The organism is Hymenobacter sp. BT18, assembly GCF_012273015.1.
Classification (GTDB): Bacteria; Bacteroidota; Bacteroidia; order Cytophagales; family Hymenobacteraceae; genus Hymenobacter; species Hymenobacter lutimineralis.
Genome location: NZ_CP050954.1, coordinates 1,556,568 through 1,571,850, shown reverse-complemented (window position 1 = coordinate 1,571,850; position 15,283 = coordinate 1,556,568). Strand labels below are relative to the sequence as shown.

Genomic DNA, 15,283 nt, shown 5'->3' with positions numbered 1-15,283 from the left:
AGGCTGTAAGAGCGTGTTTTCTGGAAACGATATCCGGAAAAATATTTCTGGCAAGGTGGTTGCAAACACTTCCGCAGCAGGCGCTGGTAGCTCCCCAAATCATGAGCAACCGATCCGGCCCGCCCCTTCTGTATCTTCTCACATTGTCTTTTCTCCCCTAACTCTCTTCCCATGAAAACGCACCGTTCTCCTTTTGCTCTGCTGCTGGCTTTGCTGATGCTGCTCACAGGCACCGTTTCATCGCAAGCTCAGACCACTACCAAAAAGCCGTGGAGTAAAACCGCGAAAGGCGCCGTAATTGGCGGCTTGGGCGGGGCCGCCGGTGGGGCCGTGCTGGGCCGCGTCATTGGTGGTAAAAAAGGCACTGCCAAGGGTGCCATCATCGGGGCCGCCGTGGGTGGCGCTGGTGGAGCCCTCATTGGGCGCCGCATGGATAAGCAGGCCGAAGAGCTCCGTAGAGAAATGGCCGGCGCCACCGTTGAGCGCGTGGGCGAAGGCATCAAAATTACCTTCAACTCTGGTATCCTCTTCGCCAAAAACTCCTCAGAGCTGACGGCTACGGCCCAGCAGAATATTGACGAGCTGGCCAAAACTCTCATCAAGTACGGCGACACCAATGTGCTAGTAGAAGGCCACACGGATATCAGCGGCAACGACGCCATCAACAACCCGCTTTCCATTCGTCGGGCTCAGTCGGTGGCGAACTATACCCAGCAGCAGGGGGTAGATGCCGCCCGCTTCACGGTAAATGGCTACGGCTCCCGCCAGCCCATTGCCGACAACTCCACGCTGGAAGGACGGCAAGCTAACCGCCGCGTCGAAATTGCCATCTATGCCAACGAAAAGCTGAAAAAGGCAGCGGAGCGCGGCGACATTTAGTCGGTATCCTTTCCCGTGAATTTCTCCCAAAATCCGGTGGTGCCTCCGTGGCGCCACCGGATTTTTTTATGCGTTTAAGAAAGGCCAGCGTAACCTGCCTCGTGGCGCGGGGGTACAACCCAGCATGTCTACCTCGTCCGTCACGTACACTGCCACGCCCGCCGAAAAAGCCTGGCAGGACCACTTACTGCTCAACGACTTTTACGGCCTGCTTGATGCGACTCCGCGGCGCACGCCCATGCGGGAGCTCATCAGTACCGTGTTGTCGCACCGCACCACCCACCGCGACGAGGAACTGGCCTACGACCGAATGCTGGAAACCTTTGGCGACTGGGAAGGCGTGCTGCAGGCCCCCACGGCCGAGCTGGCCCACGCCATTCGCACCACCCGCTGGCCCGATACGCAGGCTCCGCGCATCCAGGAAATTCTGCGCCGCATCAAGGCGGAGCAAGGGGCTTTTACGCTAGATTTCCTGGCTGACTGGCCCGTAGAACAAGGCTTGGCGTGGCTGACCGACATGCCCGGTATTGGGCTGAAAACGGCTTCGTTGGTGTTGCTCTTCAACTTTCAAAAGCCCGTGCTGCCCGTGGATACGCACGTGCACCGCGTAGCCCAGCGTGTAGGCATGATTGGGCCGAAAGTATCCACGGAAAAAGCCCACCACGTGTTGCTTGAACTATTGCCCAAGGAAGCGGACGTGCTGCTAAACTTCCACAAGCACAACTACTGGCTGGGCCAGCACATCTGCTTTTTTGCCAAGCCCGATTGCCCCCGCTGCCCGCTGAAAGGCTTCTGCAACTACTATCTAGAGCACTATGGTCCGGCGGATGCCGCTGCACTGGCTGCTACGCCCCTGCAGTGGCAAGGCGAGAAGCTCCACTGACCGCCGATGAAACAGATGTAAAAAGCGGATGTAACGGATAAGGGACGGATAAAACGGGTGTGGATGGGTGAATAGTGAATGGTTTAACACACCAAGCGGCTATAAAGCGTGCCGTCGGTGGTATCTTTACCGGAAGATGGCGGCGGAAATTTCGCGTAGCCGTACTATCAGCCCCTGGTCTCCAAGGCGAGTAGTAGCTGCGCTATCCGTTTTTACATCCGTTTTGATCTGCGGTCCAACTACATCTGGGGTCTATGCGTCTGGTTCGTCATCCGGTTCTGTGCAATTATTACGTCACGTACCGGTGTAACGCACGCTGCTCGTTCTGCGACATCTGGGAGAAACCTTCGCCTTACATCCAGCTGGAAGACGTAGCCCGGAACCTCCGCGACCTGAAAGCGCTGGGTGTTTCGGTGGTGGATTTCACGGGGGGGGAGCCGCTGCTGCACCGCCAGATCCACGAGTTTGTGGGGCTGGCGCACGATATGGGCTTTATCACCACGCTCACCACCAACTGCCTGCTTTATCCCAAATACGCCGAGAAGCTACGCGGCAAGGTAGATATGCTACACTTCTCCCTGGATGCCTCGGAAAAGGAAGTGCACGACAAAGGCCGTGGCGTAGCCTGCTATGATTTTGTGCTGGAAAGTATCCGGGTGGCGCGGGAACTGGGCGAGCGGCCCGACATCCTGTTCACCGTGTTCCGGGAGAATATTAAAGATCTGGAAAAGGTCTACCAGGAAATTACCCAGCCCAATAAGCTGATGTTGATTCTGAACCCGGCGTTTGAGTACAACAGCGTGGCCACCGGGGAGCAACTCACGTCCGAGGAGTTGGACTACCTCACGGACTTTGGCCGGCGCAAGGGCGTGTACCTGAACGAGGCCTTCATTCAGCTGCGCCGCGACGGGGGCAACCACGTAGCCGCCCCTGTTTGCCGGGCCGCCAGCACTACCCTCGTCATTTCGCCCAGCAACGAGCTGGTGCTGCCCTGTTACCACCTCGGCGAGCGGAAGTTTCCCATTGAGGGCCGGTTGCGCGAGCTGTATCACTCGGCGGAAGTGCAGCAGCTGGCCGCCCTGGAAGGCCGCCTGCCCCAGTGCGAAGGTTGCACCATCAACTGCTACATGCAGCCCAGCTTTGCCGTAGAAACCAGTAAGTACTTCTGGCAGGCCTTACCCAGCACCCTCAAGTACAACTGGGAAAAAGGCACCTGGAAACGGATGCTGGCGCGCTGAGGTAAAGGTGAGCTACGAAACAAGGGTATTGCTTCCTTGCGCTTCTTCGCAAGAACAGTATTTAGCACATTTTCCACATTCATTCCACATTAGCACATTCCCCTATTCCCTGCATGCCTGCTCTCATCCTGCCCGTCCACGGCATCTTACCCCAGTTTGGCCCCGAGTGTTTTCTGGCCGATAATGCCACCATCATCGGCGACGTGGTGCTCGGGCAGGGCTGCACGGTGTGGTTTACTGCCGTCATCCGCGGGGACGTGAACAGCATCCGCATCGGCGACAAAACCAACGTGCAGGACGGCGCCATCATCCACTGTACCTACCAACAGGCCGCTACCACCATTGGGGCCCGCGTCAGCATTGGGCACCGGGCCATTGTGCACGGCTGCACGGTGGAGGACGATGTGCTGATTGGCATGGGCGCCATTGTGATGGACCACGCCGTGGTAGGCACGGGCTGCATTATTGCGGCGGGGGCAGTGGTGCTGGAGAATACCCGCTGCGAGGCGGGTTACCTGTATGCCGGGGTACCGGCGCGCAAGATTAAGCCCGTGACGGAGGAGCAGCGCGCCGGCCTGGCCCGCACCGCCGATAACTACGTACGCTACGCCAGCTGGCTGCAGTAACTAGAACAGACTCAACGAAAAAGCCCGGCTGAATCCAGCCGGGCTTTTTCGTTGAGTCTGGGGAGAGGTTAGCCCTCCAAGGTTTCCTCGAATCCGCTTTCCCGCTCATCGGCGGAAGTGACGCGGAGCTGCACCAGCTCCACGGCGCGGCGGGAGCGTTGCAGCACCCGGAACTCGTAGTTGTCGAGCACGGCCACGTCGCCCACTTCCGGGATGTTGCCGTAAATCAGGTTGAGCAAGCCGCCTACGGTTTCGTAGTCTTCACCCTCGGGCAGCGGATACGGCAGGTATTCGTTGACGTCGGAAATGGCCGTGGCGGAGTTTACCCGAAACTCGGTGGGCGAAATTTTCTCCACCGCCGGTATTTCGTTGTCGTACTCATCCTGGATTTCGCCCACCAGCTCTTCCATGATGTCTTCGATGGTGACAATGCCCGAGACCCCGCCAAACTCGTCGGAGACAATGGCCATGTGGGTGTGCTTGCGCTGAAACTGCCGCAGCAGCCGGTTGATTTTTTTGGTTTCGGGCACGAAGTAGGCCGGCCGCATGATTTTGGCCAGCTCAATGGCCTCGTTGCGCCGGATGATTTGCAGCAAATCCTTCACGTAGAGCACCCCAATAATATTATCGATGTTGCCCTCATACACGGGAATGCGCGAAAATCCTTCGTTGTACACCATCTCCAGAATGCCATCCTGGGGCGTGTTCACGTCGATGGCCGAAATCTTGGTGCGCGGCACCATGATTTGCTTCACCATCCGGTCGTTGAACTCGAAGACATTCTCGATCAGCTCGTGCTCCGAGTCCTGAATTTCGCCGCTCTGCTTGCTTTGGTCCAGCAGCAGGCGCAGCTCATCGGCGGAGTGCGCATCGGAGCCGTGGGTGGCCTGGCCGCCAAAAAAGCCCGCTACGATGTTGGAAAGCCGGTCGAGCAACCAAATGAGCGGAAACATGACGAAGGCAAATGCCCGCAGCGGTATGGCAATAGCCAGGCTCACGTTTTCGGGCTTCTGAATAGCCAGCACTTTTGGCGCCTGCTCGCCCAGCACGATGTGCAGCACCGTGATGATAGAGAAGGAAGTAACCAACGAAATCTGGTGTACCGTGTTTGGCTCCAGCGTGATGTTGAACTGGTGCAGAATGGCCATAACCACCTCGGCCACCACGCTTTCCCCAATCCAACCCAGCGCCAGCGAAGCCAGCGTAATGCCGAGCTGCGTGGCCGATAAGTAGTAGTTCAGGTCGTGCAGCATGTTCTGCACGAGCTTGGCCAGCCGGTTGCCGCCCTGGGCCTTGATGTCAATCTGAGAGATGCGGACTTTTACGAAAGCAAACTCCGCTGCCACAAAAAAGCCGTTCAGCAACACGAGCAGAACGGTAAGTAAGATGTTTAAGGCCATAGGTTCGGACACTGTGGCTCACGCGGCTCAGTATCCATATGTAGCACAAAAGTACGAGAATATAGGCAAGCGGTTGGGCCCCGGCGCGGGATTGGGGCCGTGGTTCGGCAAAAAGGGGCACTACGACCTGCAACCTCGCCTAAAAAATTGTGCTACTTCTTGCTGACCTTTGTTTAGGTACGCACCCCATTGGTGCGCTGCTTTTGCTTTCGCTGTATGTCTGCTGTTGTTAAATTTTTGCTCTCACCGCTTCTGCTGCTGGTCTTGCTGGCCAATGCTGCCCCGGCACAGATCCTCATCCCTTCCAAGCTTTCCGCCACCATCAGCAAGCCTACGGCCCTGGTAGGAGAGGAGCTGGACCTGATTGTGAATGCCCGCATTGATGATAAATGGCATCTTTACGCCACGGACTTCGACCCGGATCTGGGACCTACGGTGTTCACCTTCACCTTCGCCAAAAGCCCGGCCTACGAGCTCGTAGGTAAGCCCAAATCCATTGGCAGCAAAAAGAAGTACGACGACGTGTTCAAGGGCGACGTTACGTACTTTGAAGGCACCGGCCAGATCCGCCAGCGCATCCGCCTACTCCAGCCCGGTACCCTTACCATCAAAGCCGAGACGGAGTTTCAGACCTGCACTGACGTGGATGGGCGCTGCATTCCCGGCGAGCAAAGCCTGAGCTTTGGTCCTGTTGAGGTTACGGGCCAGGCAGCGGTAGCTCCTGCCACTACGCCGGCCGCTCCTCCGGCTACAACGGCCACTCCGGCTACGCCAGCCACCGTAGCAGCGGCCCCGGCTCTATCCGCCGATACCACGGCTCCTACTTTGGCGGCCACTTCAGGTACAGTACCCCCCGATTCCGGGGTGGCCGAAAGCCCAACCGTACAGGCTGCAGTGGCGGCTCCGGCCACCGGCACTATGTCAGCGGCTGGCTTGTGGAGTTTCGCCCTGGCGGCCTTCGTGTCGGGGCTGTTGGCGCTGGTGACGCCCTGCGTGTTTCCGCTGATTCCGATGACGGTGTCCTTTTTCACGAGTGGCGGCGGCACGCGGCGGCAGGGCATCCTGAAAGCGGTAGTCTACGGCTTGTCCATCATCTTTATTTATGTGGTGGTAGGCTTGCTCGTGACGGTGCTGGCCGGAGCCGATGGCCTCAACCTCATCAGCACGCATTGGTTGCCCAACCTCATCTTCTTCGTGGTGTTCGTGGTGTTCGGCCTGTCGTTCTTGGGGCTATTTGAAATCACGTTACCCCACGGCATGGTCAATAAAATTGACGCGCAGGCCGACAAAGGTGGCTGGGGTGGCATTTTCTTTATGGCCCTCACCTTGGTGGTGGTATCGTTTTCCTGCACGGGGCCCATCGTAGCTACCATTCTGAGCCTGGCCGCGCAGGGCGAAAGAATAACGCCCGTGGTGGGCATGTTGGGCTTTTCGCTGGCCTTTGCCTTGCCCTTCACGCTGTTTGCCATCTTCCCGGCCTGGCTGAAAAACCTGCCCCGCTCGGGGGGCTGGCTCAATACGGTGAAAGTGGTGCTGGGCTTCGTGGAGCTGATGCTGGCGCTGAAGTTCCTGAGCATGGCTGATCTGGCTTACCACTGGAACCTGCTCTCGCGCGACATCTACCTAGTGCTCTGGATTGCTCTGTCGGGCTTGCTGGGGCTCTACCTGCTGGGCCGCTTTAAGCTCTCCCACGATTCCGACCTGCCCCACCTAAGCGTCGGCCGGCTGATGATGGCGGTGCTGGCCTTTAGCTTCATGACCTATCTGGTGCCGGGCTTGTTTGGCGCCCCCTTGCCCTTGTTGGCGGGCTACCTGCCGCCCCAGAGCCGCCACGATTTCACCCTGGCCGCCGCCGTCCCGGCCGCACCCGCGCTGGCCGCCGTCAACAGCCAGTGTGAGACTCCGCGCCACGCCGACTTCCTGGAGCTGCCCCACGGCCTGTCCGGGTACTTCGATCTGGAGCAGGCCAAGCGCTGCGCCCGGGCGGCGGGTAAGCCACTGTTCATTGATTTTACCGGTCACGCATGCGTCAACTGCCGCAAAATGGAAGCTACCGTGTGGCGCGACCCACAAGTGCTGAAACGCCTGCAGGAAGACTTTGTGGTAGTGGCCCTGTACGTAGACGATAAAACGGAGCTGCCTCAGGCTGAGTGGTACGTCTCACGCCACGACAACAAGCAAAAAACCACACTGGGTAAGAAAAACGCCGACTTGCAGCTCACGGGCTTCAACGTGAATGCCCAGCCGTACTACGTGCTGCTCGACCCCAACGCCCCGGTCGACCAGGCGCACGTGCTGGCCCAACCCGTAGCCTATGAGCCGGATGCTGCCCGGTTTCTCCAGTTCCTGGATGCCGGCCTGGCCCAGTACCGCCGCCAGGCTCAGCCCGTGGCCACGCGGTAAAGCAGAATGCGGACAACTCGCTTACCTTGCGCAACCCGCTTGCTAGCCTCTGGCTAGTAAGTGGGTTGTTTCTTGATGAACCACCCTTTTCCAACCCTTTCTATGAAAAAGCTTTCTTCTTTCTTGCTGGCCATACTCCTGAGCGGTACGCCGCTGCTGGCGCAGGTGGCCACTGGCTCGGCGGCAGCTCCGGCCGTAGATGCCAGCCGAATTACGCTCGTCATTCACGGTGGGGCCGGCACCATCACCCGCGCGCTGATGACGCCTGAAAAGGAAAAAGCCTACCAGGAAGCCTTGGAAAAGGCCTTGCAGGCGGGTTATGCTATCCTGAAAAAAGGAGGTACTTCCCTCGATGCCGTGGAGGCCACCGTGCGGGTAATGGAAGACTCGCCGTTGTTCAATGCGGGCAAAGGTGCCGTATTCACCCACGACGGCCGCAACGAGCTGGACGCCGCCATTATGGAGGGCAGCACGCTGAAAGCCGGAGCCGTAGCGGGCGTCACCACCGTGCGCAACCCCATCAGTGCCGCCCGCGCCGTGATGGAGAAGTCGGAGCACGTGATGATGGTAGGCGCAGGAGCCGAGCAGTTTGCTCGGGAAAAAGGCCTGGAAATAGTGAAGCCCGATTACTTCTACACCGAGGCCCGCTACCAGCAGCTGCAAAACGCCCTGCAGCAGGAAAAAAGCGCCGGCACCCCCGATGTGCTGAATGCTCCTACCAAGCCGGAAGCATTGCCCAAGAAAACGAAGGTGAAGATGAAGAACGGTAAGAAGAGCAAGCCAACCGGGGCCACCGAGAATATCTTCACCGAAGGTAAGAAGTATGGGACCGTAGGCGCGGTAGCCCTCGACCAGTACGGCAACTTAGCGGCGGCCACCAGTACGGGCGGCATGACCAACAAGCGCTACGGCCGGATTGGAGATGCCCCTATCATTGGAGCCGGCACCTACGCCGACAACGGGTCCTGCGCTGTTTCCTGTACGGGCTGGGGGGAGTTCTTTATCCGCGCTACCGTGGCGCGCGACGTGGCGGCCCGCGTGGAATACCAGCGCATACCCGTGCAGCAGGCCGCTCAGGCGACTATCGATAAAGTAGGCCAGCTGGGTGGGGACGGGGGCCTGATTGCCCTGGACCGGGCGGGCAACGTGGCTATGCCTTTCAACTCCGAAGGCATGTACCGCGGCTATATCAAAGCCGACGGCAAATCCCAGATTTCAATTTATAAGTAGCTGAATGCAACGATAGGCTAGTAAAAAGCCTCCTCTGCTGGCAAGCAGAGGAGGCTTTTCTTTTGAGGTAAGATGGAGTTTAGCCGAGAAAAACAGACCTTTGCGCGATTTTTCCCGGGACGATACGCGTCCCGCCCAATAATCTGGGGCTGGGATAGGGTAAAAAAGAAAGGCTGCACCCACCCAGATGCAGCCTCCTGATAAAGGACGCACCCACCCAGATACGTCCTTGTTTTTTCCCCACTCACGATTCCCCATTTAAAAGCTGTAGAAGAAGGATTCGAACCTCCACGGAGTAGTTAGCCGGCCGCCGGACCAGTTTTTCCCGAATCTCCACCCCCGAGAGAGGAGGGCATGTCTGCCAGTTTCATCATTCTACAATATGTCCCCGCCGTCTGCGTTGGATTATGACAAAGGTAAAAACGAATCCCTTATTGTAAAATAATTGTAGGCTATTTGCTGAAAATTTACATTCTTTTTAATATTTCGTTCATTTGTTTGAAAAAACACTAATCATAGTTTTTGAAAATGGCCCGCAATTACGAACTTGATGACACCGATCGGAAGATCTTGGCCCTACTCATTGATGACGCCAAGATGCCCTACACCGAAATTGCCCGTAAAGTCCATGTTTCCGGGGGCACCGTGCACGTGCGCATGGCCCGGATGGAGGAGCTAGGCATTGTACGGGGCGCTACGCTCAACATCGATTATGCCCAGCTAGGCTACGATATCAATGCTTTCCTGGGTATTTACCTCAACAAAAGCTCCGTTTACAACAGCGTAGCCGAGCAGCTTAAGGCTATTCCGGAAATCCTGAGCATCTACTACACCACCGGCAACTATAGCCTGTTTGCCCGCATCATCTGCCGCGACACCAACCACCTGCGGGAGGTATTGCACGACAAGATTCAACTGATTGAGGGCATTGAGCGCACCGAAACGCTTATCTCCCTGGAGGAGACGCTTAACCGGCCCATTCAACTGATTTAGACCTCAGCACATCAGCCGCACCTGTTGCAGCCCAGCCTATAGCCGTTTGTGGCGTAGCTGGGCTGTTTTTGTAACCGGAGGGGCCAGTGGATGAAGGTAGATACCACCCGTAATGCTGGATATACAGTATAATTATTATAACATTTATAAGTGTCTTGCCGATTCTGTGACTGCGTGGCAAGAATTGAATAAAACGGGGCTGGTCAAAATCGGACGCTGGCGTTGCCCTCGACTTTGGTTTTGCCCGGGGTGGGAAGCATTGCCCGAGGAAAGTAATAATTTTGCGACCTGAACCGGTAGGTTACGTATGCTAGTTTTGTATATTTAACGTCCACGATTCCAGCAGGCATCCTATGAAAGCACTCCTACTACTCCTTGGGTTATTGTGTTGGTCTTGGAAAGGAATGAGCCAAAGCATGCCGGCCATTTACCTGAATGAGCAAGGCGAAGAAGTAGTGCCCGACAGTGCCACGCATTACAGGATTATTGACCGTAAGACGGAAACTGGATATACCATTCGGGAACATGCGCTCAATGGTACATTGTTGTTAAAAGGTTTTTTTACCAGCATCGACCCGGTGTGGCGCTCTGGACTATTTACCTGGTATCATCCCAACGGTACTAAGGCCAGCCAAGTGCACTTCGAAGATGATGAGCCCGAGGGAGTGTACGTAGCTTGGTACGAGAATGGAAAAGTGCGGGAGCGGGGACAGTTTGAAGGCGGGCAGCGCACCGGCCGCTGGGTAACGGTGCACCGCAATGGGCAGAAGCGCTCCGAAGGCCGCTATCTGTATGGCCGACCGGTAGGCGAGTGGCGCTATTACTACGATACCGGCCAGCTCAGTGCCATTGAACTCCTGAGCCGGGCCAAGGGCCCAGCCCTGGCTTTCTTCAACCCCGATGGTAGCCCCTACGTGGGCAAGCTGCAGCGGCGACAAATGCCGGAATTCCCAGGAGGCGAGCAGGCTTTGCTCGATTTTATCAGCCGCACCACCCAATACCCGCGAGATACGCGCCGTAAAGGCATCAGCGGGAAGGTATACGTGTCGTACACCGTAGGCGAAGATGGTCGCATCGGTCAGGTTCGGGTCGTGCGCGGCTTGGCACCAGAGGCCGATAATGAAGCCCGCCGGGTAGTGGAAAGCTTGCCACAGTTTCAGCCGGGTCGGGAATACAACGTGCCCACAGCCGTGACGTACACCGTGCCTATTTCCTTTGCGCCAAACTTCTCGCTGTTCGGCAATGGCAAGGCCTCTCGCACACCGCCTTCGGAAGCACGCGTTGACTTTCCGGGGCAGCTCTATTAAGCTCGCGAGCAAAGAAAAAGCCCCGGCATCAAGATGATGCCGGGGCTTTTTCTTTGCTCGCGAGCTTAGGCGGTTACCTGCGCGTCGAGCTTTTGAGCCAGTACGTGCTTGGGTACAGCGCCCACTTGCTTGTCTACAATCTGGCCGTTCTTGAATACCAGCAGCGTAGGAATGCTACGGATACCGAACTTGGCGGAAGTTTGCGGGTTGGAGTCAACGTCGACTTTGCCGATAATGGCTTTGCCTTCGTATTCACCGGCCAGCTCTTCTACCACCGGACCTACCATGCGGCACGGGCCGCACCACTCGGCCCAGAAGTCCACGAGTACGGGTTTATCGGAGTTGATGATCTGGTCGAAGTTCGCATCGGTAATTTCGATGGCTTTATGTCCCATAAGAGTAGGGGGTTTGTGGTGATGACAACGTAAAGTGCTTCTTACGCAGCAAAGGCTGCAAGGTAGCAGATTGCGCTTCAAACAAGGAGCGCGCCGGAAAGTTCATTCGGCCAGTTTGGCAGGTAGTGTCGATTGACTTCCTAAACCTAAATAAGCTGACAGGCCTCGATTTCCATTTCCCGCATGCGGCGGATAAACTCCTTCGGCTCGATGCGGTAGCGGCGGGAATACATATCTACCGTCATGTGCTCGTGGGGCTCGGCGAATTTTATTTCTAGTTTCTTGGAGCCCACACAGCCTTCTACGGCTTCCATGAAGCGGTCCATGAAGGGCTCGGTGATGGTGCGTAGATCCAGCTGCACCCGCACGCCGTTGGCCAGCTTTTCGGCCACGTTAAACAAGGGCTCCATGGTCAGGATCTTGAACTCGAACTGGTCGGAGTCGCGGAAGCGCTGGGCGTATTTGCCCCGGATGTACATGGGCGGCACTTGCTCCTTGTCGTAGTTGCGGGGGTTGATAATACTGCTGAAACGGGTATAGTCGTCGCGGAAGAGGGCCAAGTTCAGGGACGATTCATAGTCTTCTACCGTGAAGGATACGAAAGGCTGCCCCGTCTTGGTGGTCTTGAACAGCACGTTCGTAATCAGCCCGGCCACCGTCACTTCGCGGTTTTTGTAGCTCTCCACCTTGTCCAGCCCGCAGGTGCAGTAGGAGTCGATTTCCAGCTTGAAGTCGTCGAGCGGGTGGCCGGAAAGGTAGAAGCCCACCACTTCTTTTTCGCGGCGCAGCTGCTCGGTAGCGGGCCAGGGCTCCATGTCGGACACCTTGGGCAGGGGCATGGCCACGGCGCCGAAGGCTCCACCACCAAACAGGCTTTGCTGCGCCGATTCCTGCTCAGCCTGGTACTGCTGGCCCATGCGCACGGCCTTTTCAATCAGGTTCTGGTCGCCGCTCGGAGCTTCGAGGAACTGCCGCCGGTGGTAGCGTTCAAATGAATCGAAGGCCCCCGATAAGGCCAGACTTTCAAAGGTTTTCTTGTTGACGGCCCGCAGGTTCACGCGCTTGGAGAAGTCGAAGATGTCGGTGAAGGGACCCTTTTTCATACGCTCCTGCACGATATTCTCGATGGCCGCTTCGCCGGCACCCTTTACCGCGGCCATGCCAAAACGAATTTGCCCCTGCTTGTTCACGTTGAACTTCAGGATGGATTCGTTCACGTCGGGTCCCAGTACGGGCACGCCCTGCTTACGGGCTTCCTCAATGAAGAAGGTCACCTTCTTGATGTCGCCCATGTTGTTGGTGAGCACCGCAGCCATGTACTCGGCGGGGTAGTTGGCCTTGAGGTAGCCGGTCTGGTAAGCCACCACGGAATAGGCAGCCGAGTGGGAGCGGTTGAAGCCGTAGGCCGCGAACTTCTCCATCACGTCGAATACCTCCGAAGCCTTCTTGGCGGGGATGTTGTGCAGCTTCTTGGCGCCTTCCACAAACTTCTCCCGTTCCTGGGCCATCTTCTTCATGTCCTTTTTCCCCATAGCGCGGCGCAGCAAATCGGCGCCGCCCAGGGAGTAGCCGGCCAAGATCTGAGCGGCCTGCATAATCTGCTCCTGGTACACCATGATGCCCTGGGAGTAGTTCAGGATGGGCTCCAGCAGCTCGTGCGGGTATTCCACCGGCTCGCGGCCGTGCTTGCGGTTGATGAAGTTGGGAATGAACTGCATAGGTCCCGGCCGGTACAGGGCGTTCATGGCAATTAGGTCCTCAATGTTGGTGGGCTTTAGGTCCTTGAGGTACATGCGCATGCCTTCCGACTCGAACTGGAACGTGCCGATGGTGTCGCCGCGCTGGTACAGCTCGTAGGTCTTGGGGTCGTCAATCGGAATTTCGTCGATGTCGATTTTGACGCCGTGGTTTTGCTCGATCAGGTTGATAGCATCCACGATGATGGTCAGGGTTTTCAGGCCCAGGAAGTCCATCTTCAGCATCCCGGCACTCTCAATCACCTTGCCGTCGAACTGCGTCACGAGCAGGTCCGAGTCCTTGGAGGTGGAGACGGGAATGTACTTGGTGATGTCGTCGGGGGCAATGATGACGCCGGCGGCGTGAATGCCCGTGTTGCGCACCGAGCCTTCGAGCTGGGTAGCCAGGCGCAGAATCTGCCCGCGCAGGTTGTCGGGGGCCTCGTCGCGCCGGATCATGTCCAGCTCCTGGTTTTCGGCAAAGGCCTTGGTCAGGGTAGTGCCCACTTGGTCGGGCACCATTTTCACCAGGTCGTTGGCCTGGGGCAGGGGCAAATCCATAGCCCGGGCCACGTCCTTGATGCTGGACTTGGCGGCCATGGTACCGAAGGTGATAATCTGGGCAACCTGCGTTTTGCCGTATTTATCTACCACGTAGTCGATGACTTTCTGGCGGTTTACGTCGTCAAAGTCAATGTCGATATCGGGCATGGATACGCGCTCCGGGTTCAGGAAACGCTCAAACAGCAGGGAGTACTTGATCGGGTCGATGTTGGTGATGCCGATGCAGTAGGCTACTGCCGAGCCCGCCGCCGAGCCCCGGCCGGGTCCTACGGCCACCCCGATGTTGCGGCCGTGGTTGATGAAGTCCTGGGTGATGAGAAAGTAGCCGGCAAACCCCATGGTTTCAATCACGCGCAACTCGTAGTCGAGGCGCTCCTCAATCTCCGGGGTGCGCTCAGCGTAGCGCCGCTTAGGGCCTTCAAAGGCGCCTTTGTACGTCAGGTGGCGCAGAAAAGCATCGGCGGTGGGGTGCTCGGGCGGGAGGGGGAAGTTGGGAAGCAGAATATCCCGCTGCAGCTTGGGCGGGGTAATCTTGTCCACAATCTCATTGGTGTTATCCACGCTTTCCGGCACGTCCCGGAACAGGCGGTTCATCTCCTCCTGGTTCTTGAAGTAGAACTGGTCGTTGGGGAAACCAAAGCGGGCCCGGGGCTTGGGCATCTGCGCTTCCTCATCGATGCGCATGAGTTGGCGGCGTACCTGGTCGTCGGAGGCAGCCAGGGGGCGCAGGTTATCGAGGTGGTCGTAGAGCACCTTGTTGTCCTGGGACATCAGCCGGAAGTACTTCGTCTGGAAGTCGCCCACGGGGATGCTGTGCTCCTCGCCGGTGTTCACGCACAGCAGAATATCGTGGGGGGCAAAGTCGGTCTGCTCCACGTAGTGGGAGTCGTTGGTGCAGATAACCTTGATGTTGTATTTCTGGGCCCAGCGCAGCAGCACCTGGTTGAGGTCCTCCTGGCTTTTACCCGTGTTGTCGATGTTCTTTAGGCCGTGGCGCTGAATCTCCAGGTAGTAATCCTCGCCGAATACATCGAGCCACCACTTCAGCAGCTCCTCGGCTTCCTCCTCCGACTTCCAGAGCAGGGCCTGCGGAATTTCCGCCCCAATGCAGCAGGACGTGGCAATCAGGCCCTCGTGGTATTGCAGCAGCAGTTCCTTGTCGATACGCGGATACTTGGAGTACACACCCTCGATAAAGCTCATGGAGCAGAGCTTGGCCAGGTTCTGGTAGCCGGCCTGGTCTTTGGCGAGTAGCAGCTGGTGGTGGCGCACGTCCCGCTCGCCCTTTTCCCGGCTAAAGCTTTTCTTGTGCCGGTCTTCCACCAAATAGAACTCGCAGCCGACAATGGGCTTCACATTGTACTTATTGGCCTCCGCTACAAAGTTGAACGCCCCGAACATGTTGCCGTGGTCGGTGAGGGCTACGGCGGGCATTCCATCAGCCTGGGCCTTTTTCATCAAAGCCGATATGCTGGCCTGACCATCGAGCAGGGAATATTGAGTGTGGCAGTGCAGGTGCGAGAAAACGGGCATGGGCAACACGCTCCGGCCCGTGAGTGGGCCCAAGCATCAGGTAAAGTTACCCACGAATTGGTGGCCGGGAAAGGTTGCGCGGCAAGGGATTTTGGC

Annotated in this window: 11 protein-coding genes; 8 read left to right on the top strand and 3 right to left on the bottom strand. The window is 57.5% G+C overall.

Going from position 1 to position 15,283, the window contains the following annotated elements; all coding sequences use genetic code 11:
* Positions 1-171: 171 nt before the first annotated feature.
* The 4 genes from HER32_RS06490 to HER32_RS06475 all read left to right on the top strand — a co-directional run bounded on the left by HER32_RS06490 (position 172) and on the right by HER32_RS06475 (position 3,626).
* Positions 172-879, top strand: coding sequence for an OmpA family protein (locus tag HER32_RS06490; RefSeq protein WP_149072265.1), 708 nt, complete (start codon positions 172-174; stop codon positions 877-879).
* Positions 880-1,003: 124 nt separating this feature from the next.
* Positions 1,004-1,762 (top strand): endonuclease III domain-containing protein, encoded by a 759-nt coding sequence (locus HER32_RS06485; RefSeq protein WP_168681295.1) that lies wholly within the window; start codon positions 1,004-1,006, stop codon positions 1,760-1,762.
* Between the two features lie 254 nt (positions 1,763-2,016).
* Positions 2,017-3,000 carry a radical SAM protein gene (locus HER32_RS06480; protein ID WP_168681294.1) on the top strand — a complete coding sequence of 328 codons (984 nt, stop codon included), beginning with the start codon at positions 2,017-2,019 and terminating at the stop codon, positions 2,998-3,000.
* A 113-nt stretch (positions 3,001-3,113) separates the two neighbouring features.
* Positions 3,114-3,626, top strand: coding sequence for a gamma carbonic anhydrase family protein (locus tag HER32_RS06475; RefSeq protein ID WP_168681293.1), 513 nt, complete (start codon positions 3,114-3,116; stop codon positions 3,624-3,626).
* Between the two features lie 68 nt (positions 3,627-3,694).
* Here the strand turns inward: HER32_RS06475 and HER32_RS06470 are convergent, their stop codons facing one another.
* A complete protein-coding gene (locus HER32_RS06470) occupies positions 3,695-5,026 on the bottom strand; it encodes a hemolysin family protein (protein ID WP_149072261.1) in 1,332 nt (443 codons plus the stop codon).
* A 216-nt stretch (positions 5,027-5,242) separates the two neighbouring features.
* On the opposite strand from HER32_RS06470, the gene HER32_RS06465 reads away from it, so the two are divergent.
* The 4 genes from HER32_RS06465 to HER32_RS06450 all read left to right on the top strand — a co-directional run bounded on the left by HER32_RS06465 (position 5,243) and on the right by HER32_RS06450 (position 10,959).
* The gene (locus HER32_RS06465; protein WP_168681292.1) at positions 5,243-7,429 is read left to right on the top strand and encodes a protein-disulfide reductase DsbD family protein; all 2,187 of its coding nucleotides are present in this window, start codon (positions 5,243-5,245) and stop codon (positions 7,427-7,429) included.
* 102 nt (positions 7,430-7,531) lie between these two features.
* Entirely contained in the window at positions 7,532-8,659 is a 1,128-nt protein-coding gene (locus tag HER32_RS06460; RefSeq protein ID WP_168681291.1) for an isoaspartyl peptidase/L-asparaginase family protein, read from the top strand.
* Between the two features lie 528 nt (positions 8,660-9,187).
* Positions 9,188-9,652, top strand: a complete 465-nt coding sequence (locus HER32_RS06455; protein WP_149072258.1) for an Lrp/AsnC ligand binding domain-containing protein — start codon at positions 9,188-9,190, stop codon at positions 9,650-9,652.
* A gap of 404 nt (positions 9,653-10,056) precedes the next feature.
* Positions 10,057-10,959: an energy transducer TonB gene (locus tag HER32_RS06450; protein WP_168681290.1), complete on the top strand. Its 903-nt coding sequence runs from the start codon at positions 10,057-10,059 to the stop codon at positions 10,957-10,959.
* A 65-nt stretch (positions 10,960-11,024) separates the two neighbouring features.
* On the opposite strand, the gene trxA is transcribed toward HER32_RS06450, so the two are convergent.
* Positions 11,025-11,354, bottom strand: a complete 330-nt coding sequence (gene trxA, locus HER32_RS06445; protein ID WP_135397675.1) for a thioredoxin — start codon at positions 11,352-11,354, stop codon at positions 11,025-11,027.
* A gap of 146 nt (positions 11,355-11,500) precedes the next feature.
* Positions 11,501-15,187: a DNA polymerase III subunit alpha gene (dnaE, locus tag HER32_RS06440; protein WP_168681289.1), complete on the bottom strand. Its 3,687-nt coding sequence runs from the start codon at positions 15,185-15,187 to the stop codon at positions 11,501-11,503.
* Positions 15,188-15,283: the final 96 nt, after the last annotated feature.

Excerpts from the sequence above, each read along its gene's own strand:
- HER32_RS06470 (WP_149072261.1), bottom strand. The coding sequence starts at position 5,026 with ATGGCCTTAAACATCTTACTTACCGTTCTGCTCGTGTTGCTGAACGGC.
- trxA (WP_135397675.1), bottom strand. The coding sequence starts at position 11,354 with ATGGGACATAAAGCCATCGAAATTACCGATGCGAACTTCGACCAGATC.
- HER32_RS06465 (WP_168681292.1), top strand. The coding sequence starts at position 5,243 with ATGTCTGCTGTTGTTAAATTTTTGCTCTCACCGCTTCTGCTGCTGGTC.
- HER32_RS06460 (WP_168681291.1), top strand. The coding sequence starts at position 7,532 with ATGAAAAAGCTTTCTTCTTTCTTGCTGGCCATACTCCTGAGCGGTACG.
- HER32_RS06480 (WP_168681294.1), top strand. The coding sequence starts at position 2,017 with ATGCGTCTGGTTCGTCATCCGGTTCTGTGCAATTATTACGTCACGTAC.
- HER32_RS06485 (WP_168681295.1), top strand. The coding sequence starts at position 1,004 with ATGTCTACCTCGTCCGTCACGTACACTGCCACGCCCGCCGAAAAAGCC.
- HER32_RS06450 (WP_168681290.1), top strand. The coding sequence starts at position 10,057 with ATGAGCCAAAGCATGCCGGCCATTTACCTGAATGAGCAAGGCGAAGAA.
- HER32_RS06475 (WP_168681293.1), top strand. The coding sequence starts at position 3,114 with ATGCCTGCTCTCATCCTGCCCGTCCACGGCATCTTACCCCAGTTTGGC.
- HER32_RS06455 (WP_149072258.1), top strand. The coding sequence starts at position 9,188 with ATGGCCCGCAATTACGAACTTGATGACACCGATCGGAAGATCTTGGCC.
- HER32_RS06490 (WP_149072265.1), top strand. The coding sequence starts at position 172 with ATGAAAACGCACCGTTCTCCTTTTGCTCTGCTGCTGGCTTTGCTGATG.
- dnaE (WP_168681289.1), bottom strand. The coding sequence starts at position 15,187 with ATGCCCGTTTTCTCGCACCTGCACTGCCACACTCAATATTCCCTGCTC.